The organism is Paragemmobacter straminiformis, from assembly GCF_014243445.1.
GTDB lineage: Bacteria > Pseudomonadota > Alphaproteobacteria > Rhodobacterales > Rhodobacteraceae > Paragemmobacter > Paragemmobacter straminiformis.
In genome coordinates, this window is the sequence record NZ_JACLQD010000006.1 from 75,282 (window position 1) to 102,168 (window position 26,887).

General features: G+C 66.0%; 24 protein-coding genes and 1 other RNA gene. 8 read left to right on the forward strand and 17 right to left on the reverse strand.

Annotation, left to right across the window (positions count from 1 at the left end):
- Window positions 1-172 precede the first annotated feature (172 nt).
- The 3 genes from H7F16_RS17850 to H7F16_RS17860 all read left to right on the forward strand — a co-directional run bounded on the left by H7F16_RS17850 (window position 173) and on the right by H7F16_RS17860 (window position 3,524).
- Complete coding sequence (locus H7F16_RS17850; RefSeq protein WP_185799001.1) at window positions 173-1,225, forward strand: LacI family DNA-binding transcriptional regulator; 1,053 nt, start codon at window positions 173-175, stop codon at window positions 1,223-1,225.
- Window positions 1,222-2,277: a sugar phosphate isomerase/epimerase family protein gene (locus H7F16_RS17855; protein WP_185799002.1), complete on the forward strand. Its 1,056-nt coding sequence runs from the start codon at window positions 1,222-1,224 to the stop codon at window positions 2,275-2,277. Before H7F16_RS17850 ends, H7F16_RS17855 begins: the two co-directional genes overlap by 4 nt.
- 71 nt (window positions 2,278-2,348) lie before the next feature.
- The gene (locus tag H7F16_RS17860; RefSeq protein ID WP_185799003.1) at window positions 2,349-3,524 is read left to right on the forward strand and encodes a Gfo/Idh/MocA family protein; all 1,176 of its coding nucleotides are present in this window, start codon (window positions 2,349-2,351) and stop codon (window positions 3,522-3,524) included.
- A gap of 451 nt (window positions 3,525-3,975) precedes the next feature.
- Here the strand turns inward: H7F16_RS17860 and H7F16_RS17865 are convergent, their stop codons facing one another.
- The 6 genes from H7F16_RS17865 to H7F16_RS17890 all read right to left on the reverse strand — a co-directional run bounded on the left by H7F16_RS17865 (window position 3,976) and on the right by H7F16_RS17890 (window position 11,929).
- The gene (locus H7F16_RS17865) at window positions 3,976-5,070 is read right to left on the reverse strand and encodes an NUDIX domain-containing protein (RefSeq protein WP_338402027.1); all 1,095 of its coding nucleotides are present in this window, start codon (window positions 5,068-5,070) and stop codon (window positions 3,976-3,978) included.
- Window positions 5,067-5,507: a TrgA family protein gene (locus H7F16_RS17870; RefSeq protein ID WP_185799004.1), complete on the reverse strand. Its 441-nt coding sequence runs from the start codon at window positions 5,505-5,507 to the stop codon at window positions 5,067-5,069. Before H7F16_RS17870 ends, H7F16_RS17865 begins: the two co-directional genes overlap by 4 nt.
- The gene (locus H7F16_RS17875; protein WP_185799005.1) at window positions 5,507-6,736 is read right to left on the reverse strand and encodes an SAM-dependent methyltransferase; all 1,230 of its coding nucleotides are present in this window, start codon (window positions 6,734-6,736) and stop codon (window positions 5,507-5,509) included. The genes H7F16_RS17870 and H7F16_RS17875 overlap by 1 nt, the downstream gene beginning before the upstream one ends.
- 81 nt (window positions 6,737-6,817) lie before the next feature.
- On the reverse strand, window positions 6,818-8,269 hold the full coding sequence (locus tag H7F16_RS17880; RefSeq protein WP_185799006.1) for a cryptochrome/photolyase family protein: 1,452 nt from the start codon (window positions 8,267-8,269) through the stop codon (window positions 6,818-6,820).
- A gap of 170 nt (window positions 8,270-8,439) precedes the next feature.
- Complete coding sequence (locus tag H7F16_RS17885) at window positions 8,440-10,380, reverse strand: hypothetical protein (protein ID WP_185799007.1); 1,941 nt, start codon at window positions 10,378-10,380, stop codon at window positions 8,440-8,442.
- Window positions 10,381-10,699: 319 nt separating this feature from the next.
- The gene (locus H7F16_RS17890; RefSeq protein ID WP_185799008.1) at window positions 10,700-11,929 is read right to left on the reverse strand and encodes an aminotransferase class V-fold PLP-dependent enzyme; all 1,230 of its coding nucleotides are present in this window, start codon (window positions 11,927-11,929) and stop codon (window positions 10,700-10,702) included.
- A 171-nt stretch (window positions 11,930-12,100) separates the two neighbouring features.
- Here H7F16_RS17890 and H7F16_RS17895 point away from each other — a divergent pair, with 171 nt between their 5' ends.
- Together H7F16_RS17895 and H7F16_RS17900 are read left to right on the forward strand one after the other, a co-directional pair.
- On the forward strand, window positions 12,101-12,928 hold the full coding sequence (locus H7F16_RS17895) for an MBL fold metallo-hydrolase (protein ID WP_185799009.1): 828 nt from the start codon (window positions 12,101-12,103) through the stop codon (window positions 12,926-12,928).
- 64 nt (window positions 12,929-12,992) lie between these two features.
- A complete protein-coding gene (locus H7F16_RS17900) occupies window positions 12,993-14,405 on the forward strand; it encodes an FAD-binding oxidoreductase (protein WP_185799010.1) in 1,413 nt (470 codons plus the stop codon).
- Window positions 14,406-14,546: 141 nt separating this feature from the next.
- Here H7F16_RS17900 and ssrA read toward each other — a convergent pair.
- Window positions 14,547-14,902, reverse strand: a transfer-messenger RNA (tmRNA) gene (gene ssrA / locus H7F16_RS17905).
- 73 nt (window positions 14,903-14,975) lie between these two features.
- Window positions 14,976-16,028 (reverse strand): ABC transporter substrate-binding protein, encoded by a 1,053-nt coding sequence (locus tag H7F16_RS17910; RefSeq protein WP_185799011.1) that lies wholly within the window; start codon window positions 16,026-16,028, stop codon window positions 14,976-14,978.
- A gap of 238 nt (window positions 16,029-16,266) precedes the next feature.
- Between H7F16_RS17910 and H7F16_RS17915 the strand changes: the two genes are divergently transcribed.
- Entirely contained in the window at window positions 16,267-17,256 is a 990-nt protein-coding gene (locus H7F16_RS17915) for an MDR family oxidoreductase (RefSeq protein ID WP_185799012.1), read from the forward strand.
- 214 nt (window positions 17,257-17,470) lie between these two features.
- On the opposite strand, the gene H7F16_RS17920 is transcribed toward H7F16_RS17915, so the two are convergent.
- The 9 genes from H7F16_RS17920 to coxB form a co-directional block, all read right to left on the reverse strand.
- Window positions 17,471-18,055 (reverse strand): GNAT family N-acetyltransferase, encoded by a 585-nt coding sequence (locus H7F16_RS17920; protein ID WP_185799013.1) that lies wholly within the window; start codon window positions 18,053-18,055, stop codon window positions 17,471-17,473.
- Window positions 18,055-19,260 carry a M16 family metallopeptidase gene (locus H7F16_RS17925; protein WP_422121131.1) on the reverse strand — a complete coding sequence of 402 codons (1,206 nt, stop codon included), beginning with the start codon at window positions 19,258-19,260 and terminating at the stop codon, window positions 18,055-18,057. Before H7F16_RS17925 ends, H7F16_RS17920 begins: the two co-directional genes overlap by 1 nt.
- A gap of 50 nt (window positions 19,261-19,310) precedes the next feature.
- The gene (thrC, locus tag H7F16_RS17930) at window positions 19,311-20,696 is read right to left on the reverse strand and encodes a threonine synthase (protein WP_185799071.1); all 1,386 of its coding nucleotides are present in this window, start codon (window positions 20,694-20,696) and stop codon (window positions 19,311-19,313) included.
- A 35-nt stretch (window positions 20,697-20,731) separates the two neighbouring features.
- Entirely contained in the window at window positions 20,732-21,412 is a 681-nt protein-coding gene (locus tag H7F16_RS17935) for an SURF1 family protein (RefSeq protein ID WP_185799015.1), read from the reverse strand.
- Between the two features lie 166 nt (window positions 21,413-21,578).
- The gene (locus H7F16_RS17940) at window positions 21,579-22,379 is read right to left on the reverse strand and encodes a cytochrome c oxidase subunit 3 (RefSeq protein WP_185799016.1); all 801 of its coding nucleotides are present in this window, start codon (window positions 22,377-22,379) and stop codon (window positions 21,579-21,581) included.
- Window positions 22,380-22,403: 24 nt separating this feature from the next.
- Entirely contained in the window at window positions 22,404-22,973 is a 570-nt protein-coding gene (locus H7F16_RS17945; protein WP_185799017.1) for a cytochrome c oxidase assembly protein, read from the reverse strand.
- The gene (locus tag H7F16_RS17950) at window positions 22,973-23,146 is read right to left on the reverse strand and encodes a hypothetical protein (RefSeq protein WP_185799018.1); all 174 of its coding nucleotides are present in this window, start codon (window positions 23,144-23,146) and stop codon (window positions 22,973-22,975) included. The genes H7F16_RS17945 and H7F16_RS17950 overlap by 1 nt, the downstream gene beginning before the upstream one ends.
- 1 nt (window position 23,147) lies before the next feature.
- On the reverse strand, window positions 23,148-24,080 hold the full coding sequence (gene cyoE, locus H7F16_RS17955) for a heme o synthase (RefSeq protein ID WP_185799019.1): 933 nt from the start codon (window positions 24,078-24,080) through the stop codon (window positions 23,148-23,150).
- A gap of 67 nt (window positions 24,081-24,147) precedes the next feature.
- Window positions 24,148-25,065, reverse strand: coding sequence for a cytochrome c oxidase subunit II (gene coxB / locus H7F16_RS17960; RefSeq protein WP_185799020.1), 918 nt, complete (start codon window positions 25,063-25,065; stop codon window positions 24,148-24,150).
- Here coxB and H7F16_RS17965 point away from each other — a divergent pair.
- Both H7F16_RS17965 and tldD read left to right on the forward strand, forming a co-directional pair.
- A complete protein-coding gene (locus H7F16_RS17965; protein WP_185799021.1) occupies window positions 25,064-25,231 on the forward strand; it encodes a hypothetical protein in 168 nt (55 codons plus the stop codon). The genes coxB and H7F16_RS17965 overlap by 2 nt on opposite strands.
- Window positions 25,232-25,253: 22 nt before the next feature.
- Window positions 25,254-26,675: a metalloprotease TldD gene (tldD, locus tag H7F16_RS17970; protein ID WP_185799022.1), complete on the forward strand. Its 1,422-nt coding sequence runs from the start codon at window positions 25,254-25,256 to the stop codon at window positions 26,673-26,675.
- Window positions 26,676-26,887: the final 212 nt, after the last annotated feature.

The window sequence follows — 26,887 nt, forward strand, 5'->3', positions numbered from 1 at the left end:
TCGCCACCCAACGCCTTGCGGAAACACCGTTTTCCGGCACTGTCGTTTTGGGTCCGGCGCAGGGCGAATCGCGCGGTGGCGGGCCTCGGCTGCGTCGGGACGGCCCTTGCCCGCTCCCGCCTCGCCGCACCCGCACGGCCCCCGCCGCATCGCGGCAGAAAGGACAGCGCGCATGACAGATTCGCCGCCCGAGTCCTCGCTTGCCGACGCGCGTCCCACGCTCAAGACCATCGCCGCCGAAACCGGGCTTGCCATCGCCACCGTCTCGCGCGCGCTCAAGGATGCCCCCGACATCGGCGAGGAGACCAAGCGCCGCGTGCGCGAGGCGGCCGCCCGCCTCGGCTATCGCCCCAACCGCGCGGGCGTGCGCCTGCGCACGGGCAAGACCAATGTCATCGCCCTCGTCCTCTCGACCGAGGCCGATGTGATGAACCACACCTCGCAGCTGCTCTATTCCATCGCCCGCGCGCTGAAAGGCACCAACTACCACCTCGTCGTGATGCCCTTCTTCCCCGACGAGGACCCGATGACCCCGATCCGCTACCTTGTCGAGACCGGCTCGGCCGATGGCATCATCATGAACCAGACGCGCCCCGACGATCCGCGCGTGCGCTACATGCATGACCACGGTTTCCCCTTCGCCACGCATGGCCGCACCGACATGGGCCTGTCGCACCCCTATTTCGACTATGACAACGAAGCCTTCGCCCGCGTCGCCGTCCGCGCCCTGCACGCGCGCGGCCGCAAGCGTCTGATGATCGTCGCCCCGCCGCGCAGCCACAGCTATGCCCATCACATGCTGACCGGCTTCGCCGATGAATCCGCCCGCCTCGACCTGTCCTTCGAGGTCGCCGAAGGCATCACCTCCGACAGCCCCGGCACGCAGATCGACGACGCCATCGCCCGCCGCTTCGCCGCCGCCAACCCTCCCGACGGACTCGTCCTCGGCTCCACCACCGCCACGATGGCCTCGGTCGCGGGGGCCGAACGCACCGGCGCCGTTCTCGGCCGCGATTTCGACGCGGTGGGCAAAGAGGCGATCCCCTTCCTCAAACGCTTCCGCAGCGCCCTGATCGTCCTGCCCGAAGATGTCGGACGCGCCGGAGAGTTCCTCGCCCGCGCCGTCATCGCCGCTATCGAACGCAAGGCCCCCGAAGACTCGCAATTCCTCGACAGCCCCGACGAAGCCCCTCCGGCCCCACCAACCAAGCGAGAGACGACATGAAAACCATCAAAGGTCCCGCGCTGTTTCTGGCGCAATTCGCAGGCGATGCCGCCCCCTTCAATTCCTGGGGGGCCATCACGAAATGGGCCGCCGACTGCGGCTATGTCGGCGTGCAGGTCCCCTCGTGGGATGCCCGCCTGTTCGATCTGGACAAGGCGGCAACCTCCAAAACCTATTGCGACGACTTCAAGGGCGAGGCAGCCGCCAACGGCATCGCCGTGACCGAGCTGTCCACCCACCTGCAAGGCCAGCTCGTCGCCGTCCACCCCGCCTATGACACGGCCTTTGACGGCTTTGCCGCGCCATCCGTGCGCGGTAACCCCAAGGCACGCGCCGAATGGGCCGCCGATCAGGTGAAAAAGGCGCTCACCGCATCAAGAAACCTCGGCCTTGGCGCCCATGCCACCTTTTCGGGCGCGCTGGCTTGGCCCTACCTCTACCCTTGGCCGCAGCGCCCCGCCGGACTGGTGGAAGAGGCTTTCGACGAACTCGCCCGCCGCTGGACCCCGCTTCTGAACCACGCCGAAGACTGCGGCGTCGATGTCTGCTACGAAATCCATCCCGGCGAAGACCTGCATGACGGCATCAGCTTCGAGATGTTCCTTGACCGCGTTCGGGGCCACAAACGCGCCAACATGCTTTATGACCCCAGCCATTACGTACTGCAACACCTTGATTATCTGGAACATATCGACATCTACCACGACCGCATCCGCATGTTCCACGTCAAGGACGCCGAGCTGAACCCCACGGGCCGCCAAGGCGTCTATGGCGGCTTCCAGTCATGGGTGAACCGCGCGGGCCGCTTCCGCAGCCCCGGCGACGGACAGGTCGATTTCGTCGGCATCTTCTCGCGCCTTACCCAATACGGCTTTGACGGATGGGCCGTGGTGGAATGGGAATGCTGCCTGAAACACCCCGAGGACGGCGCGCGCGAAGGGGCCGAATTCGTAAGGAACCACATCATCCGCGTGACCGAAAAAGCCTTTGACGATTTCGCAGGCGCCGGCACCGACCGCGCCGCGAACCGCCGGATGCTGGGTCTGGACTGATCGGGCAAGGCGGGGGCCAGCCCCCGCACCCCCGGAGTATTTTTCGCAAAGATGAACGAGGGAAGACAGAAATGGCCATAACCGGAGCCCATGTCGCACGCGCACCCCGCATCCGCCTTGGCATGGTGGGCGGCGGGCGCGATGCCTTTATCGGTGCCGTCCACCGCATCGCCGCACGGCTCGACGACCAGTATGAACTGGTGGCGGGGTGCTTTTCTTCCAGCGCCGAGAAAAGCATGGCCTCGGGGGCCGATCTTGGCGTCGACCCCAGGCGCACCTATGCCAGCTTTGCCGAAATGGCACGGGCCGAGGCGCGCAAGAAAGAGGGCATCGAAGCCGTGGCCATCGTCACGCCGAACCACATGCACGCCCCCGTGGCGCTCGAATTCCTGCGCCGCGGCATCCATGTGATCTGCGACAAACCCCTGACCGCCACCCTGACCGAGGCGAAGAAACTCGCCAAAGCCGCCGAAGCCTCGGGCGTGGTCTTTGCCCTGACGCATAATTACACCGGCTACCCGATGATCCGGCAGGCGGCCGAAATGGTCCGCAACGGAGAGTTGGGCGAGATCCGTCTGGTGCAGGTCGAATATGCGCAGGACTGGCTGGCCGAACCGATCGAGCAATCGGGCCAGAAACAGGCCGACTGGCGCACCGACCCCGCCCGCACGGGGGCCGGGGGGGCCACGGGCGACATCGGCACCCATGCCTTCAACCTTGCCAATTTCGTGACCGGCCTGACGCTGGAAAGCCTCGCCGCCGATCTGCAATCCTTCGTCGCGGGCCGCCGCGTCGATGACAACGGCCATGTGATGATGCGCTACACCAGCGGGGCCAAGGGCATGCTGTGGTGTTCGCAGGTCGCCACCGGCCTTGAAAACAACCTCAAACTCCGCGTTTTCGGCACCAAGGCCGGGATCGAATGGAGCCAGGAGGACCCGAACTACCTCTGGGTCGGCCCCCTCGGCGCGCCGCGCTACCGCCTGACGCGCGGAGGCGCCGGATCGGGGGCCGCCGCCGCCCGGGTGACCCGCATCCCGCCGGGCCACCCCGAAGGCTATCTCGAAGGCTTCGCCAATATCTACGCCGAAGCCGCGCGCGCCATCCTTGCCCGCCGTGACGGCAGCCCCCCCGACGCCGCCGTCACCTTCCCCGGTCTGAAGGAAGGGCTCGAAGGCGTGGCCTTCGTCGATGCCTGCGTGCGCTCGTCCCGAAAGAACGGCGCCTGGGTGACGCTGAACCTGTGACCGGACGGGAAGACCCTGTGACCGAAGGCGGTGCGCAACGAGTGCGCATCCTACGGGGGGGAATCTGTGACCGAAGGCGGTGCGCAACAAGTGCGCACCCTACGGGGGGAACCTGTGACCGAAGGCGGTGCGCAACGAGTGCGCACCCTACGGGGGAACCTGTGACCGGAAGCGGTGCGCAACAAGTGCGCACCCTACGGGGGAGAACCTGTGACCGAAGGCGGTGCGCAACAAGTGCGCACCCTACGGGGGAACCTGTGACCGGAAGCGGTGCGCAACAAGTGCGCACCCTACGGGGGGTCAAGCCGCTCCGGGAAACGCGTAGGGTGCGCACTTGCTGCGCACCCCTACCCCACGGGTTCAAGGCGTAGGGTGCGCACTTGCTGCGCACCGCCACGACGGGTTCAAGGCGTAGGATGCGCACGCGCTGCGCACCGCCGCCCCTCCCCCCTCAGCCCTGTCGCAACCGCCCCCGCTCGCGCTGCAACCACAGCGCCGTCAGCATCAGCGGCGCGTTGTCCACCTCGCCGCTTGCGACCAGTTCCATGAAGCGCGCAAACCCGACCAGATGCCCGCGGATATCTTCCGCCTCGCCCTCGACCCCGAAGACACCGGCAGCGCCATCGGGCAGGTCGGCCAAGGCGACATAGGAATAGAGATATTCCGTCACCGCCCCCGGACTGGGGTAATAGCCTGCGACGTATTCCATCGCGCCCAGCTCCAGCCCCGCCTCCTCGACCGCCTCGCGCCGGGCGGCCTCTTCCGGCGTCTCGCCCGGATCGACCCGCCCCGCTATGGCCTCGAGCGACCAGCACTCGACCGCGCCGCGCATATGCGGCCCCGCGCGGAACTGTTCCACCAGCAACACACGGTCGCGGACGGGGTCATAGGGCAGCACCGTCACCGCATCGCCCATGACAAAGGCGGCACGGTTGACCGTCGGCCCCATCGACCCGTCGAAGCGGCGGAAACTCAGGTCCTGCTCTTCCACGGCAAAGAAATGCGCATAGGGCGTGACCGACGCGGCCACCGCCACATCGCCCGCCCTCTGCGACCGGCGCAGCGTCACCGGCCCCGCATCGGCCGACCGCACCCGCGCGGCCCCGCGCACCAGCATCTGCCCATAGCGCCGCGCGACCTGCGCCGCCGGAACCTGCCCCTGCAGGGCCATCACATCCCGCGCCGTCGCCACCGCAATCGCGCCAAACCGCTCGGCCCACAGGTCGAACTGCCACGCCCCGTCGCCCGATCCGCATGTGTAAAGCACCGCATCGCACTGCCCCGCATCGGTTTCGGCGCGGCACAAGACCACCCCTTGCCCAAGGACCGCCGCGTAATAGGCCACGCGCTCCACCTCGGCCGGCGTCAACCCGACCAGCAGTTTGCCCGCAACCCGCCCCTCGCCCGAAACCAAGGCGGCGCAAGGGCCTGCCCGCACCACCGCCCCCGCAACCCAAGCCGCAGCCGGACGCGCCTCGCGGCCCAGAACCACCGCCAGCAGGGGCGCATGGCACAGGGTGCCGTAAACAAAGATCTCGCCGCTCACTTCCAGCGCCGTCCGACCGCCTCGGTCATCGCACCGAACAGCATGCCGCCCACCCCAAGCAAGATCAGGAAGGGCGCGTAACCCATCATCAACACGTATTTATACGCGAATTGCACCATCCCCATCAGCGCCTCGAACGGGCCGGGGTAATGCCGCCGCACCGCCGCCTCGAGCATCTCGTAGATCGCCGCCCCGACAGTCACCAGCGCCACCATCCCGATCGCGCACCCCAGGCCCGCCCCCGCCGCCGAGGCGAAACCGCGCCCCGTCTCGCGCCCCATGAAGCGCCAGCCGCAAACCAGCCCGGCAAGAAAGGCGCATTCCCGCAGCCATCCCACCTGCTGGCCTTCGGGCAGGGTCGGGGCCAGCACCGCCGCCGCCACCCAACCCAGCAGGCCAAAGGCCAGCGCCGCGAAAAGTTTGGGCGCCGTCGGCATCAGACGGCCTGCGCCGCGTCGGGCCGCGTCACGGTGATCTGCGTCACATCGCAGTTCCCGCCCTGAAACGCCCCCGCGCATGAGGTAAGGTAAAAGTTCCACATCCGGCGGAAACGGTCATCGAACCCCATCTTCGACACCTCGTCCCAACGGGCGTTGAACGTGTCATGCCAGCGCCGCAACGTCTGGCTATAGCTCTCGCCGAACTCGATCGACCCCGCAACCAGCAGACCCGCCTTCTCCACCTCGGCCCGCAGCACCGACGGAGAGGGCAGCATGCCGCCCGGAAAGATGTATTTCTGGATGAAATCGACGCCGCGCTTGTACACCTCCCACCGCTTGTCGGCGATGGTGATGATCTGCAAGGTCGCATTGCGCCCCGGTTTCAGCCGCTCGCGCAGCGTGTCGAAATAGACGGGCCAGTATTTCTCGCCCACCGCCTCGAACATCTCGATGCTTGCGATCCCGTCATAGACACCGCGCTCGTCGCGGTAATCCTGCAACTTGATCGTCACGCGGTCCGACAGCCCCGCCTTTTCCATCCGCTCCACGGCATAGTCATACTGCGCCTTGGAAATCGTCAGCCCCGTGACCTTCAGCCCGCGCTCCTTGGCGGCATATTCGGCAAACCCGCCCCAGCCGCAGCCGATTTCAAGAACATGGTCACCGGGCTTTGCGCCCATCTGGTCCACCATCGAGCGGTATTTCTCGGTCTGCGCCGCTTCAAGGCTTTCCTGCCCCGACCGGAAGATCGCGCTGGAATAGGTCATCGTCTCGTCCAGCCACAGCCGGTAAAAGGCGTTGCCCAGATCGTAATGGTAATGGATGTTCTTCTTGGCCTGCGCCTTGCTGTTGCCCTGCATCCAGAAGCGCAGCTTCTCGTAGAACCGCACCAGCGCCATGCCCGGAAAACCGTCGTTCACGGGGTCGTTCTCGGGCAATTGCACAAGATCCATCAACGCCTGCAAATCCGGCGTCGACCACCAGCCGTCCAGATAGGCGTCGCAAAAGCCAAGGTCGCCTTCGCGGATCAGCCGCGCGAAGGTGTCGGGGTTATGCACCGCCAGTTCCGCCACCGGACCCGGCGCCTTGCCTTCGATCCTGAATCGCCGCCCGTCGGGCAGGATGAAATCGAGCCGCCCCCGTCCAAGGCGGCGTGCCACCTCGACGACCGAGGCGAAATAGCGCGGCAACCCAGATTGGCCCGCGGTGCTGGTCAAAACGTCCATCAACTCCCCACTGTCTTCTTTTTCTTTTTAACGCCAGACGATCACAGATACGCGACCCGCACTCAAGAGTTTCGTTAACTCCTAAAGCCCCGAAAATCGCACCTCCTTGCCTTCTGCCGCCTGCAAACCCCGATTGGCATAGGCGGCAAGCGCCCGCTCGCGCCCCTCGGCCAGATCGACCATCGGCATCGGATAGCGCTGCGCCGCCGACAACCCCCATGACCGGGGCACCGCATCGAAAAAGGCAAGCGCCTCGGCCCCGGCCTGCCGCGACAACTCGGCAATGAACCTTTTGCGATAGGCCGCGCCACCGTCGAATTTCTCGACCTGGGTCGCAGGGTTGAAAATGCGGAAATAGGGCGCCGCATCCGGCCCCGATCCTGCCGCCCACTGCCAGCCCATCGCATTGGCCGCAGGGTCCCAATCCACCAGACAGTCCTCGAACCACGCCTGCCCGATACGCCAGTCGGTCATCAGATGCTTGGTCAGGTAGCTTGCCACGATCATCCGCCCGCGGTTGTGCATCCGCCCCGTGACATACATCTCGCGCATCGCCGCATCGACAAAGGGCTCTCCGGTCATGCCGCGCCGCCAGCGTTCCGCCGCCTCGCCGTCGCCCTGCCAGGGAAAGGCATCCCACTCCGGCTTCCAGTTCCGCGTGGTGATCTCGGGCGTATGGAACATCAGATGATAGGAAAACTCGCGCCAGACCAGTTCCTTCAGGAAATGCTCGGCCCCCGCCGCCCCGCGCTCCATCGCCGCCCATCCCGCATGCCAGATGCGGCGCGGCCCGATCTCGCCATAGGCAAGGTTTTCCGACAGCCCCGAACAGGCATCCACCGCCGGAAAATCCCGCGCCTCGCGGTACTCCTTTACCGGCCCGTCAAGGAACCGCTGCAACCGCGACAGCGCGGGCGCCTCGCCCACCTGCACATGGCGCGCGACGATCGCTGCCCCCCGGTTCATCGCGGCACCCAGCCGCCACGCCTCCAACGCCTCGCTTGCAGGCCAAACCTCTGGCGCGGGCAGCGCAGCGGGGGCTGCCACCGCCTCGGCCACGGGGCGCCCGCGCACCGCTTTCCAATAGGGGGTATAGACGCGGTAGAACCCGCCGGTTCCGGTTTCGACCGTCCAGGGTTCGTGCAGCAGATGGCCCGCGTGGCTTTCGGCCAACAGCCCCTGCGCCCGCAATTCCGCCTTCACCGCCTCGTCCCGCTTGCGCGACGCGGGGTCATAAAGCCGCGACCACATCACCCCGGCGGCCCCCGTCTCGGCGACCAGCGCCTGCAACACGGGCAGGGCCGCGCCGCGCCGCAACACCAGCCGCGACCCCGCTGCCACAAGGCGCGCCGCGAAAGCCCCGATCCCCAGCCCCAACCGCCATTTCGGCGCCGCCCCAAGGGCCTCGGTTTCCGCATCCAGCACGAAAACCGGAATCAGCGGCCGCCCCGTCGCCAGCGCGGCAGTCAGCATCGGCAGATCGTCCAGCCGCAAATCGCGGCGGAACCATAAAAGCAAAGGCGCAGTCGTCATATCATCCCATCCGGTCCAGCCGCAGAACCTATGCCGACCGCCGGCGATGGAAAGCCCCGCGCCAAAAAACAAGGCGCGCCGGTTTCCCCGCGCGCCCTGCCCCAATTTTTCGGCCCCATTTCTTCGGCCCCGATCCTGCGGATCAATCCCGCAGGTCAGTCGCGGCCCGCTCAGGCGCCGGTGCCCTCATCCGTCGCGGCGGCATCACCGCCGGTCGAGGCCCCTGCATCACCGCCCGTGCTACCCGAGTCGCTGCCCGTGTCGCCACCCGCGCTGCCCGTGGCGCTGCCCGAGTCACCGCCCGCGCTGTCCGACGACCCTGCGTCCGAAGACGCGGCGCTGTCCGAACCGGCCGCATCACCCGTGTCGTTGCTTTCCTCGGTCGATTGCGCCTCGGCCACCGTCGCCTCGCCCAGCGATGTGACCGTGTCAGCAGCATCAGGGGCTTTGCAATCGCAGACCTCGACCGTCTTGATCACGCCATCCGTGACAAGTTGCTTCTCCAGCGCGTCATGGGCTGCCTGATTGTCTGCGATCACGCCATCGGCCGTGGCGTCCAGCTCTTGCGCCGTTTCCGCCGTCGCCTCGCCCTCGCCCACAGCCGTGGTCAGCTTGTCGACCGCAGCCACCACTTCGGCATCGGCATTGCCCTCGGCTGCGGCCGTTGCCACGGCAGCATCGGCCACCGCCTGCGCCTGTGCCTTCAACGCCGCGTCCAGCGCTGCCTGCGCATCGGTGATCGCCTTCTTGGCAGCCGCTTCCTCGGGGCTTCCGTCCAACAGATCGACCGCATTGGCAATCGCATCCTCAAGCCGCTTCTGCGCATCGGCCACGGCCTTGCCCTCGTCCTCGGTCGCAACCGCAACACTGGCCTGCGCCTCTTCCAAAGCGAACTGCGCCTGATCGAGCGTGTCCTGCAGCGCACCCAGCGCCTCGATTTCGCCCTGCGTCGCAGCGCCCGCCACCTTGGCATCGGCAGCCGCCTTTTCGGCAGCCGCCTTGGCCGCCGCTTTCGCGGCGATCTCGGCCTGCGTGCCGGTGTAGGTCGTCACCGCAGCTTCGGCCTTGGTCTTTTCCTCCTTGGCAGCCGTCAGGTCCGTCTGCGCCTGCTGCACCTTGGCATTCTCGGTGGTGATCTTGTTCTGGGCAGATACATAGGCGATTTTCGCGTTATCCGCCTGCTGGATCTTGCCGTTGCAACCAGGGCCGGTGCAGCTATCGGCAATGGCCTTCTTTTCCAACCAATTGGCATAGGCCGCGTTCTTGTCCGCAACCGCTTTGTTGTAATCCGTCACGGCCTTGTCATAGGCGGATTGCTTGGTGTTGACCCCGTTCGTCGCCGAGGTCAGCTTGCCCTGCAACCCCTGCAACGGCCCCATCGCATCCAGCGCCGTTTGCAGCGCGGCGATCTGGGTCGCAAGCTGCGCCGCTTCCGCCGTCTTGGCCGTGACCGTTGCGCCGGCCGAGGCGACGGCGGCTCCGTATTCAACCATCAACTCCTCAAAGGTCTTGTCGCCCAGCTTGCCGTCGAGCGCCGTCTGCGCGGTTCCGACCTTCGTCGTGACACCCGCAATGTCGAACTGCGTCTCGGCATCCGCCTTGGCCTTGGTCAGCGCCGCTTGCTTGTCGGCAAGGTTCTGCTTGGCGGCGTTGTATTCATCCAGCGCCTCGCCCAGCCCTGCGGTGAAATCGACCAGCAACCGGTCAGGCGCATCGGCCTTGGCCACCAGCGCCTCTTGCAGCGCGCGCAGCGCCCGCACCCGCGTCGTCGCGGTATCAAGCGTCGCCTGCGCCGTGGTCACAGCGGTCGTCGCGGTTTTCAGGTTTTCCAGCGCCGTCGCCAGGGCGCCCAGCACCGCGCTGTTGTCGACAGCCGGCGGCGTCGCAGGATCGGTGGGCGTCGCCCCGTCAACCTCCGAGAAAACGATGCTCTGCGTCGGAAGGTCGAGCAGCATCAGCACCACTTCGGGGCAGGTATCGGCCATCGCCGCGACAGAGGCGTCGAAATCGTCGCGGATGCGAAAGCCCTTCGGATCGGCAAGCGCCGCTTCGCACAACACCTGCGGCGAAGGCGCTGCCGCATGGACGGCCGAGGGAACAGAGGCCAGCAAAGCCAGAACAGCACGCGTGGCAAACGTCTTCGTGTCAAAAGCAATCATGATCGGACTCGCAAAAATGGGAACCAGTTATGTCATCAAGTATATAATGCAGACCAATGTATGGAAATCCGGATTCTAGACAACCCCAAGTCGTATTTCATCCCCATTTGGATAGTCTGCGCCGCATAAATGCCACATTGTTCACAGGCCGGCAATGAACGGGGGCGGCACCGGACATGCCGGCACCGCCCCCGCCACACAGCGATTCGCCCCGCTCGGGGCCTTCCGCTCGGGGCCTTCCGTTCGGGGCACCCCGCTCAAAGCACCCCGCTCAAAGCACCTCGTCCAATGCGGCGACCAGTCGCGCCACGTCATCGGCGGTGGTGTAATGGGTGGCGCTCAGCCGCAGCACCCCGCGCGCAAGATCGACCCCCATCGCCTGCAAGGGCCGCACCGCGTAGAAATCCCCCGCCCAGCAGGCGATGCCGCGCTGGCCCAGCGCCTCCGAGACCGGCTCGGCCGCGCGGTCCAGCGCCACGGCGACCGTGGGCGCCCGCTTGCCCGCATCGCGCGGCCCGATCAGCCGCAGGTCATTGCGCGCCGCCAGATAGGCAACCAGCGGCGCGATCACCGCCACCTCCTGCGCCCGCATCAGGTCATGCACCCCGCGATTGCGCGCCGCCGCATCCCCCGTCACCCCGTGATGCGCGGCAAGGGCATCGACATAATCCGCCATCCCCGCACAGGCCGCGATCTGGGCATGGTCCGGCCCCGCAGGGGTAAAGCGTTTGTACAGGCTTCCCGCGTTGAAATAGTGGCACTGCGCGGGCAGCTCCATCCCCCATTCCTCGCGGATCACCATGATCCCCTGATGCGGCCCATAGGTCTTGTAGGCCGAAAACAGGTAGACATCGCATCCCAGCGCCGGAACATCCGGAAAGCCGTGCGGCGCATAGCTCACCCCGTCCACCACCGTCCGCGCCCCCGCCGCCCGCGCGACGGCGCAGATCGCGGCCACATCGTTGATCTCGGCCACCACGTTCGAGCAATGCGGGAAACAGACGACCCGCACCTTGCCATCGGCCAGCAACCCGCGCAGATCCGCAATGTCGAGCGCCCCCGTCTGCGGGTCGAGCTTCCATTCCCGAACCTCGATCCCCTCGTCGGCCAAACGCCGCCACACGCCGGAATTGGCCTCGTGGTCCTGATTGGTGACCACGATCGCGCCATCCGTCCCGCGCAGCCACTGCCGCACGGCCTGCGCCAGAACATAGGTGTTGGCGCTGGTCGAGGGGCCGAAGGACACTTCCTTGCCCGCCACGGCCATCATCGCCCCCAGCCGCGCCCGCGCCTCGTCCATCTCGGCCCCGCCCGCCTGCGCGGCGGGATAGGGCCCGTAGGGCTGCACCTTCCGCTCGGTATAGAACCTGTGCAACCGGTCCACGACCTGACGGCACGGGTAAGACCCGCCCGCATTCTCGAAAAACGCGTGCCCTGCGGTCAAAGGCTCGGCAAAGGCCGGAAACTGCGCACGCACAAAGCTCATATCCAACTGGGTCATCGACAAGGCTCCCTCTCCGTCGCCCCGATTGATGGAACGGATCACGCGCCCCCGCAAGCAGCCTCGCCTGACGCAGCCGTGAATTCGCAGCCCCGCCGATCCGTGCCACCATCGCTCCGACCTGCCCCGCCCAGACCCGCCCCGCCTAGACCCGCGTCAAAGGGATATGCCATGCATCCGACCCTGCCTTGCCTGACCGCCAGCCTGCTTTGCCTTGCCACAGCCCTGCCGCTTGCCGCGAACGAGACGCGCAAACCCTCCAACTGCTTCGCTCTGGCACAGGGCAGCGGCAGCGCGCGCCTCCTGCCCGCCGCCTTCGGCGACCCGGTCGATGCCGACCATGTCCGCATCCATTTCATCAACCACGCCGAATTCGCGATCGAATCGAACGGCACGACCGCGGTTACCGACTACACGGGCTTTCTCGGCAATCCCGATGTGGTTCCCGATGTCGTCACCATGAACAACGCCCATTCCAGCCACTGGACCGACACCCCCGACCCGCGCATCCCCCATGTGCTGAAGGGCTGGCCGCAAGACGGCCTGCCCGCGCGGCATGACCTCGACCTCGGCGCGATGCTGGTGCGCAACGTCACCACCGACACCCGTGGCCGCTTCGGCGAGGGCGCCTTGGCCGACGGCAATTCCATCTTCATCTTCGAGGCGGGCGGCCTTTGCATCGGCCATCTGGGCCACCTGCACCAGATCCCCGACGATGCCCAATACGCCGCCATCGGCCGCCTCGATGTGGTCATGGTCCCGGTCGACGGCGGCTTTACCATGTCGACCGGGGCGATGCTCGACGTGGTCGACCGGTTGCAGGCCCGCGTCATCCTGCCTATGCACTGGTTCTCGGGCGCCTCGCTGCAAAGCTTCCTCGCGGCGGCGGGCGGGCGCTACCCCGTGGTGGAAACCGGCGGGCCGGAAATCGAGCTGTCGCAAGCCGACCTGCCCGCCGCGCCGACCATCCTGCTGCTTGACCCCGCGCCCCTGCCCTGACGGTCTTTCCCCCGCCTGCGCCCCGCGCTATGTGGTCGCGACACAGCCACCCAAGGGGCACCCCATGCTGAACGCCGCCGACGACGCCTTTCTTGCCACACTCGGCGCGAAATTGCCCCACGGCACCCTCCGGCCCGTCGACGCCCGCTACTTGACCGAACCGCGCGGCCGCTGGCATGGCCTTGGCGCCGCGGTCGCCCTGCCCCGCACGACCGCCGAGGTCGCAACCATCGTCGCCGCCTGCAACGACGCCCGCGTCGGCCTTGTCGCATGGGGCGGCGGCACCGGCCTCGTCGGCGGCCAGTTGCAGCCCTCCGGCCCCGCGCCGCTGATCCTGTCGCTCGAACGCATGACCGCCACGCGCGGCCTCTACCCGACCGAAGCCGTCCTGACCGTCGAGGCGGGCGCGATCCTCAGCGACGTCCAGTCCCGCGCGGCCGAGGCGGGCTTTCTCTTCCCCCTCTCGCTCGCCTCCGAAGGCAGCGCCCGCATCGGCGGCCTTCTGGCCTGCAACGCGGGCGGGCTGAACGTGCTGCGCTACGGCAATGCCCGCGACCTCGTCCTCGGGGTCGAGGCGGTGATGGCCGACGGCACGGTGTTCAACGGTCTCAAGCGCCTTCGCAAGGACAACACCGGATATGACCTGCGCCACCTTCTCATCGGCTCCGAAGGCACGCTCGGCATCATCACCGCCGCCTCGCTGCGCCTTTTCCCGCGCCCCGCGACGGCCCTGACCGCCCTTCTGGTCACCCCCTCGCCCGACACCGCGCTGCGGCTGCTCACCCTGTCGCAAAACCTCCTGCCCGGCATGATCTCGGCCTTCGAGCTGATCCACCGCACCGGCTTCGACTTCCTCGCCGAAACCATGCCGCAGATCACCTGCCCCCTGCCCGAAGTGCCGGAATGGTCGATCCTGATCGAACTCGGCCTGCCCGCAGGGCTTGACGGCGAAACCCTCATGGCCACGCTCTACGGCGAAGCCGACGAGGCGGGGCTCGTCACCGATGGCGTGATCGCGACCTCGGGCCAGCAATCGGCCCAGCTGTGGCAGATCCGCGAGATGATCCCCGAAGCCAACCGCCACATCGGCGCGGTCTCCTCGCATGACATCTCGCTCCCGCTCTCGGCCATTCCCGATTTCATCGCCAAGGCCCCCGCCGAACTGGCCCGGATCGACCGCTTCCGCGTCAACTGCTTCGGGCATCTGGGCGATGGCAACCTGCACTACAACGTCTTTCCCGAACGCGGCCACAAGGCAAGCGAACACGAAGCGCAGCGCGATGCGGTCAAAACCGCGATCCACGATCTGGTCGACAGCATGGGCGGGTCGGTCAGCGCCGAACACGGCATCGGGCGGCTCAAGGTGAAAGACCTCGAAACCTATGGCGATCCCGCCAAGCTCGCCGCCATGCGCGCGATCAAGACGGCACTCGACCCCAACGGCATCCTGAACCCCGGCGCGGTTCTGCGCGCCTGATTGTCCTGCGAAACATCCCGGCAAGGACGTTTCCGCGAAACGCCCCCCGCCCCGATCCTTCGCAGCCCGATCCTTCGCAGAAGGATCGCAGACAGGAATAGTCGCAGAAAATTCCTGTGACTGGCGTCGGGAAAGAAAGGAAGTGCAGGTTTCTGTTGCCAGGTACCTGCGAACCCCGCCTTACGCGGCTAAGCGCAAGGACTTAGGTTTGATATTGCGAGCCGCTTACGCGGCCAGCGCCATCGGAGCACGGTTGTCATTGGCAACTGTGATCTTGGACCGATAACGGTGGTACCTCACCGGGTAAAAGCTGGCCTCTTTGAACGTTCGTCGATCCTATTTCGACCCCAGACCCCCGCAATGACCGGGTGAATTGGTGGAGTCGCCGGGTACCGCCCCCGGGTCCGAGCCGTCTATTACAGGTGCGTTTATCACCATAGTCCGGGTTGCCCCGAACAGGGTGGAATATAGGCAAGCCCCCCCGCCCCCGCAAGGGCGCATCGCGGCAAAAGAAAACGCCCGGCATCGCTGCCGGGCGCGTCCAACAAGACAGGATCGCTACAGGCGCGATCAGAAGCCCGCTTTGATATTCTCGAATTCCTCGATCATCTTCTCGCGGAACTCGGGCGACACCGGGGTCTGCGCCAGCAGCGTGCCCTCGACCGGGTCGATGAAGGCCGCCTTCTGGTCGGCTTCGGGAATCTCCTTCAGCGCGGCATCGTTGGAAATCGCATAGCCGATCGCATCCAGAATCGCCTTGGCCGAGCTGTGTTCGAGGAAGCTGTTCATGAAGTCATAGGCCTTCTCCTCGCTGCCGGGCGCGTCCTTCATGTTGACATAGCCACAATACCACGTGGTCACGCCTTCCTTCGGGGTGCGGTTGAAGCCGACGGGGAAACCCTCGTCCTGCAACAGCGCGACACCGTCGTTCCACGACCAGCTCACCAGCACCTCGCCCGTCGCCATCAACTGGCTCATCTCGGCCGGATCGGCCCAATAGGCCCGCACATTCGGATGCACCGAACGCAGCCAGTCCGCCGCCGCCTGGAACTGCTCGTCCGTCACATTGTCCCACGAGGTCACGCCCGTCGCCAGAAAGGCCAGCGACCAGATGTCGTCGGCGCTGTCAGGCAGCGAGATGCGGCCCGCATATTTCGGATCGGTGAACACCGAAAGCGAGGCGACATCCGCCTCGGGCACTTCCTTGGTGTTATAGGCAATGGCGGTATAGGCGTAATCCGTCGGAATGAACCACACGCCGCCGTCATCCTTCACCACCGGGCTGTCCAGCAACGCGGGTTTGATATTGGCGAATTCCGGAATCTTCGACACATCCCACGGCTCGATCAGCCCCGCCGCCTTGTAGCGCGGCAGGCTCGCCACGCAGGGATGCGCCAGATCCGCCTTGAAACCCGAACTCACCTTCTGGAAAGCCTCGTCGTCATCGCCGAAAAAGGCATAGGTCGGACGGTCGCCGTTCTTGGCGGCATAGGCCGTGGTCAGCCCTTCGATGTCCCATCCCGCCCAGTCGAACACGGTCAACTCGGGATCGGCCGCAAAGACCGCCGACGAAAGGCCCATCACGGCCGCAGCGGAAAGTATGAACGGGGTAGTGCGGATCATTTTTTTGTCCTCTCTGTCTGGCGCCGGCCTTCGTCCCCACGAAAGGCCGGACACGCGCAAAAGCTAGATTAGCGCAGGTGCTGTCTCAAGCAGATATTGCAATCCGCCCCGTTGTCACGTCACGTCAAGCAAGAAACCGGATACGCCGCGCAAGCGACCAAAGCCGCCATCTCCTGCCCAATCCTTCGGCAGTACGGCAACGGTCCGCTTCGCGGCACGAACGCATAAGGAAGACCAGATGTTCCGCGCCCTCGTCGTCGAAAAGGATGACACCAACACCACCTCCGCCTCGGTGCAAAACCTCGACGAAAGCCGCCTTCCCGCCGGCGACGTGACCGTTGCGGTCGAATATTCGACCCTCAACTACAAGGACGGTCTCTGCATCGGTCCGGGGGGCGGCATGGTGCGCAGCTATCCGCATGTCCCCGGCATCGACTTCGCAGGCAAGGTCATCGCCTCGTCCGACCCCCGCTACCGGTCGGGCGACCGCGTGGTGCTGACGGGCTGGCGCGTGGGCGAGACGTGGTGGGGCGGCTATGCCGAAAAGGCCTGCGTCAAGGCCGACTGGCTGGTGCCCCTGCCCGATGCCATCTCGACCCGTGACGCCATGGCCATCGGCACCGCGGGCTTCACCGCCATGCTCGCCCTGATGGCCCTCGAAGCCCACGGCCTGACCCCCGAACAGGGCGAGGTGCTGGTCACCGGTGCCGCGGGCGGCGTGGGCTCGGTCGCCACCGCCCTTCTTGCCGCGAACGGCTATCAGGTCGCCGCCGTCACCGGCCGCCCGGAAACCGAAGCCTACCTGCGCGACCTCGGGGCCAGCCGCATCGTCCCCCGCGCCGACCTTGCCGAGACGGTGAAGAAACCGCTCGAATCCGAAATCTGGGCCGGCGCCATCGACAACGCGGGCGGCCCGATGCTCGCCCGCCTTCTGGGCCAGATGAAATCCGACGCCTCGGTCGCCGCCGTGGGCCTGGCCGCCAGCGCCGACCTTCCCGCCAAGGTCACGCCCTTCATCCTGCGCGGCGTGAACCTTCTGGGCATCAACTCGGTCACCGTTCCCTTCGCCAGACGGGTCGAGGCATGGAACCGCCTCGCCGCCGAACTGCCGATGGAGAAACTCCACGCCATGATCCACCCCGCCACCCTGTCGGACCTGCCCGCCCTCGGCGCGGCAATCCTGCGCGGCGAGGTGCAGGGCCGCGTCGTCGTGGACGTCAACGCCTGAACGTCCCGCAGGCGGACAGGCCGGTGAGGGTTTTCCACCCTCCCCGGACCCCTCCCGAGGATATTTGACGCAAGAGGAAGACACAAAGCCCAGCCAAGCCGCAAAAGGCGGCGGCAGGCAGCGCCCCTCGTCCCGTTCCTCTTGCCGCAAATATCCTCGGGGGGTGGCGCCCGAAGGGCGCGAGGGGGGCAGACTGCCCCCCTACTTTCCCCGATCAGCCCACATCCGTCCGGCCCCGCCGGTCGGTCCGCAGGCTTGCGTAAAGCACATGGTTGCGCCAGCGCCCCGCGATCTGCAGATAGCTCTGCGCCACGCCCTCGTACTTGAAGCCGCATTTCTCCAGCACCCCGCGCGAGGCCGCGTTTTCGGGCAGGCAGGCCGCTTCGATCCGGCTCAGGTCCATCACATTGAACGCGTGATGCACCACCCCCAGAATGGCTTCCTTCATATATCCGCGCCGCGAGAACGGCTCGCCGATCCAATAACCAAGCGTCCCCGATTGCGACGGCCCGCGGCGGATATTGTCCAGCGTGATCGCGCCCAGCAGCGCCTGATCCTCGCGCCGCACCAGCATCAGCGGCAGCGCCGTGCCCTGCCCTTCGGCCCGCGCCGCCCAATAGACGCGGTTGGTAAAGGACCGCCGCGTCAGATGGTCCTCGGACCACAGCGGCTCCCAGGGCGTCAGAAAGGCCGCCGACTCCGCCCGCAGCAAGGCCCAGTCCTTCCAGTCGCCATGCAATGGCAAACGCAGCGTCATCCGCTCGGTTTCGATCCTGACCTTGCGGCGCAGTCCCAGCATCAGGCGGCGAGCCTTGCGCGGATCGCCTCCAGCCCCGGCGCATCCGCGACAGGGCCGTAAAGCGCCACCGCCGATTTCGCCTGCGCCACCGTCTCGGCATAGGTCCGCGCCTCGGTCAGCCCGACGGCGTCGATCTTGGCCACCGTCTCCTCGATCCCCGGCACGCGCCCCCAGATCGCAAGCAGCCGCGCATTGCGCTCGGCGCGGTTCGACGGGCTTTCAAGCCCCATCACCAGCCCCGCCTTGAGCTGCGCCTTGGCCCGCGCCACCTCGGCCTCGGTCATGTCATCGGCCGCGCGCTTCAACTCGTCCACCGTCAGGCCGACAAGATCCCCGATCTCGTCCTCGCTCGTGCCGGCATAGACGGTGATCTGCCCCGTATCCTCATAGGCTCCCGACTGCGCAAAGATCGAGTAGCACAGCCCCCGCTCCTCGCGCACCTTCTGGAACAGGCGGCTCGACATGCCCCCTCCCATCGCCGTGGCATAGACCTGTGCGGCATAGACATCCGGCGCGCGATACCCCGGCCCCTCGAAGGCCAGCGCGAAATGCACCTGTTCAAGGTCCTTGACCTCGCGCCGCTCGCCGCCCCCGAACACCGCCGCTTGCAGGCGCGCATCGCCCACCGGCTTCAGATGCCCGAACAGCTCTTCCGCCTGCGCCACGATGCTGTCGTGATCGACCCCGCCCGCCGCGGCAAGGATCATCTGGTCCGGCCCGTAATGCTCGGCCACGAATTTCGTCAGGTCCTTGCGCGAAAAGGCCGAAACCCGCTCGCTCGGCCCAAGGATCGTGCGGCCGAAGGGCTGGTCCGGATAGGACACTTCCTGCAACCAGTCGAAGATGATGTCATCGGGCGTATCCAGCGCCTGCCCGATCTCTTGCAGGATCACATGCCGCTCGGTCTCGATCTCTTTCGGATCGAACACGGGGTTCAGCACGATATCGGCGATCACATCCAGCGCCAGCCGCACATCGGCCGACAGCACGCGGGCGTAATAGGCCGTCATCTCGCGGCTGGTATAGGCGTTGATATAGCCGCCCACATCCTCGATCTCTTCGGCGATCCGCAAGGCCGAGCGCCGCTTCGTCCCCTTGAACGCCATATGTTCAAGGAAATGCGCGATCCCGTTCTGCTCGGCCCGCTCGTGCCGCCCCCCCGCCGTGACCCAGACCCCGGCAGATGCCGACAAAAGCCCCGGCATGGATTCCGTCACGATGCGGAACCCGTTGGCAAGCGTGGTGATCCTCAGGCTCAATGGCCGATCCTTTCGCGCACGATGGCCTGCAAGGCGGCCAGATCATTCTTCACCCGCGTCACCCGCTCGGGCCGCTGGAACAGGTCGCCCATCCGCACCGGCAGCGCAGGGCGCACCCCCATCGCGGCTTCCACCGCATCGGGGAACTTCGCCGGATGCGCCGTTGCCAGCGTGATCATCGGGGCCACCCCCAGATGTTCGCCTGCCACCTTCACCCCCACCGCCGAATGCGGGCACAAGACCTCGCCCGTCGTGGCAAACGCCTGCCGGATCGTGGCCACCGTCTCCTCTTCCGAACAGCGTCCCGAAGCGAATGTGCCGCGCAACATCTCCAGAGCAGCCTCGCCGATGGCAAAGCCCCCCGCCTTCAGCTCGTCCATCAGCGCCCGCACCGCCGCCCCGTCGCGCCCGTAGGCATCGAACAGCGCCCGCTCGAAGTTGGACGAGACCTGGATATCCATCGACGGGCTGATCGACGGCTTGACCCCGTCGGTCACGTAAGCCCCCGATCTTATCGCACGGTCCAGAATGTCGTTCTGGTTGGTGGCAATCACCAGACGCTCGATCGGCAATCCCATCTTGCGCGCGATGTAACCGGCGAAGATATCCCCGAAATTCCCCGTAGGCACCGTAAAGGAAACCGCCCGCTCCGGCGCGCCCAGCGACACAGCGCTGCTGAAGTAATAGACCACCTGCGCCAGCACCCGCGCCCAGTTGATGCTGTTCACCCCCGCCAGCCGCACGCCATCGCGAAAGGCAAAGTCGTTGAACATGTCCTTCACGCGCGCCTGACAGTCATCGAAATCCCCGTCCACCGCCAGCGCATGGACATTGGCCTCGACCGGCGTGGTCATCTGCCGCCGCTGCACCTCTGACACGCGCCCATGCGGGAACAGGATGAACACATCCACATTGCTCAGCCCGCGGAACGCCTCGATCGCCGCCGATCCGGTGTCGCCGCTGGTCGCGCCCACGATGGTGATCCGCTCGCCGCTTTTCGCCAAGGCCGCCTGCATCATCTGCCCGATAAGCTGCATGGCGAAATCCTTGAACGCCAGCGTCGGGCCGTGGAACAGCTCCAGCAGGAAATGGTTCGGCCCCAACTGCACCAGCGGCGCCCGCGCCGCATGGCCGAAACCGGAATAGGCCTTGGCGATCAACTCGCGGAACTCGCCATCCCCGAAGGTGTCGCCCAGAAAGGGCCGCATCACGCGAAAGGCGATCTCCTCATAGGGCAGCCCCGCCAGCGCCGCGATCTCGGCCTTCGACATCACCGGCACGGTTTCCGGCACGTAAAGCCCGCCGTCGCGGGCAAGCCCCGTCATCATCGCCTCTCCGAAGCTCAGCACCGGAGCCGCCCCGCGGGTCGAGATATAGTTCATCGTCATGTCGCCTGTCGCCCACTTGTTCCGAAGGGTCAAACCGTCCGCTGCCTGATACGCCAGAGAAGATAGACTGTCATCCCCAGCCACACCGCCGCCAGCGAAAACCACGTGATCGCGTATTGCAGATGGTCATTGGGAATAGCCGAAGTATCGACCGGCATCGGCTCGATCTCGCCACCGGTTGGTTCACGCGCGACAATAAATGTCGGCTCCGTACGCAAGGCCGAGGCGATGGCATCGGCATCGCGCGCGAACCACAGCCCCGTCGTCGCATCCGGCGGCGGCGTGTAGCCATCCACCTCGTCGGGCCAATGCAGGTTGCCCACCACCACCGCCTCGCCCGAAACGCGCGGCGCGGCGCGCATTTCATCGGTGACGAACCCCCGGTCCACCAGCACCCGCCGCCCGCCGGGGGCGGCGCCGGTCTCGAAAACCTCGATCACCCGCACCCCCGCCCCGATCTGCTTGCGGCTCACCAGCACATCCACATGCTCGCCCGTGAACCGCCCGACCACACGCACCGGCAGGTAACTGTCGCGCGCGCGGTCGATGGTTTCCGGCAGGTCGACAGGGGCCGCCACGATGCGCGCGTCGATATCGGCCAGCACGGCCTCTTTCCACGCCAACCGCTCCACCTGCCAGACCCCCAGCCCGATCAGGATCGCCGCCCCCGTCAACCCGAAGAGCAAAGGCACAAGCATCCGGCGCAACATCGTCAATCCTTCCAAAGCAAGAAGCGCGAGGCAATCGCCCCGCGCTCCCGTTACCCGCCAAGGTCAGGGGCTCTCCCCTTTCACCTTTGCTGAAATACTCTGCGGGGGGGTCAGGGGGGGCGCAAAGCCCCCCCTGCGTTTTCAGCAGACCGCCCGCGTCAGGCCCTTAGCGGCCCCAGACATAGATCGAGGCGAACAGGAACAGCCAGACCACGTCCACAAAGTGCCAGTACCAGGCGGCAGCCTCGAAACCGATGTGCTGCTCGGGGGTGAAATGGCCCTTAGCGGCGCGGAAGTAGCAGACCAACAGGAAGATCGTCCCGATGATCACGTGAAAGCCATGAAAGCCCGTCGCCATGAAGAACGAGGCGCCATAGATGTTGCCCGCAAAGCCAAAGGCGGCATGGCTGTATTCAAAGGCCTGGAACACCGTGAACAAAAGCCCCAGCGCCACGGCAAGCAGCAGGCCGTTCTTCAGGTCCTTGCGGTTGTTCTCATGCACCAGCGCATGGTGCGCCCAGGTCGCCGCCGCGCCCGAGCAAAGCAGGATCAGCGTGTTGATCAGCGGCAGGTGCCACGGGTCGAAAGTCTCGATCCCGGCGGGCGGCCAGACACCGTCGACGGCCGGATATTCCGGACCCATCGGATACATGGCATGTTTGAAGAAGGTCCAGAACCATGCCGCGAAGAACATCACTTCCGACATGATGAACATGATGAAGCCGTAGCGCAGGCCGATGCGGACCACGGGCGTATGGTCGCCCGTCTGCCCCTCGTGCACCACGTCCGACCACCAGGCGAACATGACGTAAAGCACGCCGGCCAGCCCGATCAGGCCCAGCCAGGGGCCCATGCCGTGCATCCACAGGACAGCGCCGAACAGCATGGCAAAAGCCGACACCGCGCCAAGGAACGGCCAGATCGACGGGTGCAGAATGTGGTAATCGTGATTTTTGGCCTGTGCCATGTCCGGTTTCCCTCGCGTTTCTTGTCAGTTTACCGCTTCGCCTTGGGACGCGGCAAGAGCCGCCTGTTCCTCGGTCAGCGGTGTCTCGAAGAACGTGTAAGAGAGGGTGATCTCTTTCACGTATTGGCCTTCCGGGTCCTTCAGCATCTCGGGGTCCACGAAGAACGACACGGGCATTTCCACCCGCTCGCCCGGTTTCAGGACCTGCTCGGTAAAGCAGAAGCACGCGATCTTGTCGAAATAGCCGCCCGCCGCATCCGGCGTGACGTTGTAGCTCGCCGTCCCCGCAACGGTGCGGCTCGACGTGTTGTAGGCTTCGTAAAAGGCCAGCGCGTTCTCGCCGATCCGCACGACCATCTCGCGCTGCATCGGCTTGAACTGCCACGGCATCCCTTTTTCGGTCGATGCGTCAAACCGCACGATCACCGTCTGGTCCAGAATCTCGTCCGGCGCCTTGGCGGCCACCCCCGTGGTGCCGGCAAAGCCCGTCACACGGCAGAACCACGAATAGAAGGGCACGGCGGCAAAGGACAGTGACGCCATCAGCACCACGACGCCCACCAGATAGAAAGCGGTGCGGTTCTGCCGTTGCATCACTGCCCCTCCACCACGGTGCCATCGGGATTGTGCTTCATCTTGCCCTCTTCGGTGACCTTCACCACCGTCAGCGCAAAGACCAGCAGGATGAACGCGCCCAGCGTCAGGCCCACACCCAGATTGCGCGAAAAGCGCCGCTTGTGGATTTCATGCTCGGGACGGAATGCCATCTTACCAGCCCCCCAGCCCATAGGGCCGCAATGCGGCCTCGGCCAGAATGGCCCCGAAATGCAGGAACAGATAGTAGAGCGAGAAGCGGAACACCGACTTCTCGACCGCGTAGCTGTCGGCCTCGGCCACGGCCTCGTCGCGGTTGAAGATGCGCCACGCCCCCCACAGGAACCAGCCGTTCAAGGCCAGCGCCGCCGCAAGGTAGATCGGCCCGCCGATACCGGTAAAGGCCGCACCCACGGCCACGGGGGCCAAAAGGATCGTATAGACCAGAATGTGCTTGCGCGTCGACTTGCGCCCGTGCGTCACCGTCAGCATCGGCACGCCCGCGTTGGAATAGTCTTCCTTCATGAACAGCGCCAAAGCCCAGAAATGCGGCGGCGTCCACATGAAGATCAGCGCGAACATCAAGACCGCCTCAAGGCTGATATGCCCCGTCGCCGCCACCCAGCCGATCATGGGCGGGAAAGCCCCCGCCGCGCCACCGATCACGATGTTCTGCGGCGTCGACCGCTTCAGCCACATCGAATAGACCACGGCGTAGAAAAAGATGGTAAAGGCCAGCAGGCCCGCCGCCAGCCAGTTCGACGCCAGCCCCAGCATGACGACCGAAATCCCCGACAGCGCCATGCCCAGACCCAGCGCCTCGCCCGCCGCGACCTTGCCCGACGGCACCGGCCGCTTCGCCGTGCGCCGCATCACGGCGTCGATATCGGCATCCCACCACATGTTCAAAGCGCCCGAAGCGCCCGCGCCCAGCGCGATGAACAGGATCGAGGCCAGCATCACCACCGGATGCACGCTGACCGGCGCCACAAGCAGGCCGACCAGCGCGGTAAAGACCACAAGCGACATGACGCGCGGCTTCAGAAGCTGCACGTAATCGCCAAAGCCCGCCTCTTCCGGCTGCTCGTAGGCGTGGATATCGCTCATCGGTTTCATCCTTGAAAGTCGGAAGCGGCCCCGTCCCCCGGGGCCGTCCCATCGGCCCGCCGGGGCCTCAGTTGTTCGCGGCGACCTTGACCGGCTGCGCCAGATCGGCCGCCGAAAGCACCACATCGCCGGCCGCTGCCTTGGCAACCCAGGCGTCATAGACCTCCTGGCTCACGACCTTGACGGTGATCGGCATATAGGCGTGCATCTGCCCGCACAGCTCCGAGCACTGGCCGAAGTAGATGCCTTCCTTCTCGGCCTTGAACCACAGATGCGCCAGACGGCCCGGAACGCCATCCTGCATCACGCCAAAGGCGGGGATCTTCCACGAATGGATCACATCCGCACCCGTCACCTGCATCACGATGGTCTTGTTCACCGGAACGACCACGGCGGTGTCGGTGGCCAGCAGGAACTGGTCCTTGGTGTAGCCCGCATCGACAAGCTGCTTCTCGACCTCCGGCGTCATCTGGTTCGTGCCGCCGGTTGCGGGCGAGCCGATCATGTAGCTGTCAAAGGCAATGCCGTTGTCGGGGTATTCATAGGACCAGTACCACTGGTTCCCCGTCACCTTGATCGTGACATCCGCCACCGGAATTTCCTGCTGCTTGAACAGCACGGGCAGCGAGAACGACCCGATGAACACCAGAATCAGGATCGGCACGATGGTCCATGCGATTTCCAGCGGCGAGTTGTGCGTGAACTTGGCCGGAACCTTGTTGGCGCGCGAATTGTAGCGGACGATCGTATAGATCAGCAGCCCGGTCACAAAGACCACGATCACCGAGATGATGATCAGGAGCATGTGGTCCAGCCCCTGCAAGTCCGAGGCAAGCTCGGTCGCGGCGGGCTGGAAGCCCATCTTCTCCGCAACGGGCTGGCCCACGACTTCCAGCGTCTGCGCGCTCGCAGCGCCCGAGCCGATCATGGCAGCAAATCCGGTCAGGCCCGCGGCCATACCCTTCTGAATGGTCGAAAGACGCATGTTCGTTTCCCGTCTCAGTGCGCGGCTGCTTGCCGCTGCTTTTTTCGGCCTGCCCGCCGGCCCGCAACAAGCCACCGCGCAGAATCCCGTTGTTTCCGGCCTGCTTGAAACCATATTAAGGGCGGCGCGACAAGCAAAACCGTTGCGGCAAAAGCGCGCCGTTTGACCCAGATCAAGGACAGCCCCCGATGACAGACGCGCCCTTCCGGCCCTTTGAAACCCTTTTGGATGAAGGGGTTGCACTTGCGGTGCTGCGTCAGGCCACCGCGGGGGCCGATGATGGCGAACTCTTTCTCGAACGCAAAAGATCCGAAGGCATCGTCCTCGATGACGGGCGCATCAAGAACGCCGCCTATGACGCCTCCGAAGGCTTCGGCCTGCGCGCCGTGCGGGGCGAGGTCGCAGGCTACGCCCATTCCACCGAAATCAGCGAGAAATCGCTGCGCCGCGCGGCCGAAACCGCCCGCCTCGCCGTGGGCGACGGTGGCGGCACATTGGCCGATGCGCCCAAAGGCACCAACGTCCGGCTCTACACCGATGCCGATCCGATGCTCGACGCCACCTTCGCGGGCAAACTCGACGTGCTGAAAGAGATCGACGCCTTCGCCCGCGCGCTCGACCCGCGCATCGTGCAGGTCTCGGCCACGCTCTCGGCGGGCCTGCAAGAGGTCGAGATCCTCCGCCCCGAAGGACTGCGCCTGTCCGACATCCGCCCGATGGCCCGCCTCAACGTCTCGGTCATCGTCGAAGAGAACGGGCGCCGCGAACAGGGCGGCACCGGCGCGGGCGGCCGCTTCGGCCTTGCCCGCCTGCTCGACCGCGGCTTCTGGCAACCGATGGTCCACGAGGCGCTGCGCATCGCCCTCGTCAACCTCGGCGCGGTTCCGGCACCGGCCGGCGTGATGGATGTGGTCCTCGGCCCCGGCTGGCCCGGCATCCTGCTGCACGAAGCCATCGGCCACGGGCTGGAAGGCGACTTCAACCGCAAAGAGACCTCGGCCTTCGCGGGCCTCCTCGGGCAGCGCATCGCGGCCCCCGGCGTGACCGTGCTCGATGACGGCACGATTCCCGACCGCCGCGGCTCGATCTCGGTCGATGACGAAGGCACCCCCTCGGGCAAGACTGTCCTGATCGAGGACGGCATCCTTGTCGGCTACATGCAAGACCGCCAGAACGCCCGCCTCATGGGCGTCGCCCCCACAGGAAACGGCCGCCGCGAAAGCTTTGCCCATATCCCGATGCCGCGCATGACCAACACCTACATGCTCGGCGGGCAGGACGATCCGCAAGACATCCTCGCCAGCCTGAAGGACGGCATCTATGCCGTGGGCTTCGGCGGCGGTCAGGTCGACATCACCAACGGCAAATTCGTCTTTTCCTGCACCGAGGCTTATCGCGTGCAGAACGGCAAGATCATCGCCCCCGTCAAAGGGGCCACGCTGATCGGCGACGGGGCCACCGCCCTGAAACAGATCCGCGCCATCGGCAACGATCTCGCCCTCGACCCCGGCATCGGCAATTGCGGCAAGGCCGGCCAATGGGTTCCCGTGGGCGTGGGCCAACCCACCCTGCTGATCGGCGGCCTGACCGTCGGCGGTTCTGCCGCCTAGCCCGCAACACCGCCTGCGGGACAAGGGGGGCCGTCTGCCCCCCACGGCGCGGCACGCCGCGCCTCCCCCCGAGGATATTTGATCGAGCATGAAAGGCGGCAGGTCACGGCAGCGTCACGCCTGCCCGCTTTCCCCTTCATCCTTGCCCAAATACTCCGGGGGGCGGCTCGCCTTGCGAGCCGGGGGGCTGGCCCCCCGCTTGGGACCGATCC

What these genes read in the sequence shown, in the direction of transcription:
- H7F16_RS17910 (WP_185799011.1), bottom strand. Translation starts at nt 16,028, where the DNA reads ATGATCCGCACTACCCCGTTCATACTTTCCGCTGCGGCCGTGATGGGC.
- coxB (WP_185799020.1), bottom strand. Translation starts at nt 25,065, where the DNA reads ATGCGTCTTTCGACCATTCAGAAGGGTATGGCCGCGGGCCTGACCGGA.
- H7F16_RS17950 (WP_185799018.1), bottom strand. Translation starts at nt 23,146, where the DNA reads ATGGCATTCCGTCCCGAGCATGAAATCCACAAGCGGCGCTTTTCGCGC.
- H7F16_RS17965 (WP_185799021.1), top strand. Translation starts at nt 25,064, where the DNA reads ATGTTCGTTTCCCGTCTCAGTGCGCGGCTGCTTGCCGCTGCTTTTTTC.
- thrC (WP_185799071.1), bottom strand. Translation starts at nt 20,696, where the DNA reads ATGAACTATATCTCGACCCGCGGGGCGGCTCCGGTGCTGAGCTTCGGA.
- H7F16_RS17915 (WP_185799012.1), top strand. Translation starts at nt 16,267, where the DNA reads ATGTTCCGCGCCCTCGTCGTCGAAAAGGATGACACCAACACCACCTCC.
- H7F16_RS17925 (WP_422121131.1), bottom strand. Translation starts at nt 19,260, where the DNA reads ATGCCGGGGCTTTTGTCGGCATCTGCCGGGGTCTGGGTCACGGCGGGG.
- H7F16_RS17870 (WP_185799004.1), bottom strand. Translation starts at nt 5,507, where the DNA reads ATGCCGACGGCGCCCAAACTTTTCGCGGCGCTGGCCTTTGGCCTGCTG.
- H7F16_RS17850 (WP_185799001.1), top strand. Translation starts at nt 173, where the DNA reads ATGACAGATTCGCCGCCCGAGTCCTCGCTTGCCGACGCGCGTCCCACG.
- H7F16_RS17875 (WP_185799005.1), bottom strand. Translation starts at nt 6,736, where the DNA reads ATGGACGTTTTGACCAGCACCGCGGGCCAATCTGGGTTGCCGCGCTAT.
- H7F16_RS17855 (WP_185799002.1), top strand. Translation starts at nt 1,222, where the DNA reads ATGAAAACCATCAAAGGTCCCGCGCTGTTTCTGGCGCAATTCGCAGGC.
- H7F16_RS17880 (WP_185799006.1), bottom strand. Translation starts at nt 8,269, where the DNA reads ATGACGACTGCGCCTTTGCTTTTATGGTTCCGCCGCGATTTGCGGCTG.
- H7F16_RS17935 (WP_185799015.1), bottom strand. Translation starts at nt 21,412, where the DNA reads ATGTTGCGCCGGATGCTTGTGCCTTTGCTCTTCGGGTTGACGGGGGCG.
- H7F16_RS17945 (WP_185799017.1), bottom strand. Translation starts at nt 22,973, where the DNA reads ATGCAACGGCAGAACCGCACCGCTTTCTATCTGGTGGGCGTCGTGGTG.
- H7F16_RS17860 (WP_185799003.1), top strand. Translation starts at nt 2,349, where the DNA reads ATGGCCATAACCGGAGCCCATGTCGCACGCGCACCCCGCATCCGCCTT.
- cyoE (WP_185799019.1), bottom strand. Translation starts at nt 24,080, where the DNA reads ATGAGCGATATCCACGCCTACGAGCAGCCGGAAGAGGCGGGCTTTGGC.
- H7F16_RS17890 (WP_185799008.1), bottom strand. Translation starts at nt 11,929, where the DNA reads ATGACCCAGTTGGATATGAGCTTTGTGCGTGCGCAGTTTCCGGCCTTT.
- H7F16_RS17920 (WP_185799013.1), bottom strand. Translation starts at nt 18,055, where the DNA reads ATGCTGGGACTGCGCCGCAAGGTCAGGATCGAAACCGAGCGGATGACG.
- tldD (WP_185799022.1), top strand. Translation starts at nt 25,254, where the DNA reads ATGACAGACGCGCCCTTCCGGCCCTTTGAAACCCTTTTGGATGAAGGG.
- H7F16_RS17895 (WP_185799009.1), top strand. Translation starts at nt 12,101, where the DNA reads ATGCATCCGACCCTGCCTTGCCTGACCGCCAGCCTGCTTTGCCTTGCC.
- H7F16_RS17940 (WP_185799016.1), bottom strand. Translation starts at nt 22,379, where the DNA reads ATGGCACAGGCCAAAAATCACGATTACCACATTCTGCACCCGTCGATC.
- H7F16_RS17900 (WP_185799010.1), top strand. Translation starts at nt 12,993, where the DNA reads ATGCTGAACGCCGCCGACGACGCCTTTCTTGCCACACTCGGCGCGAAA.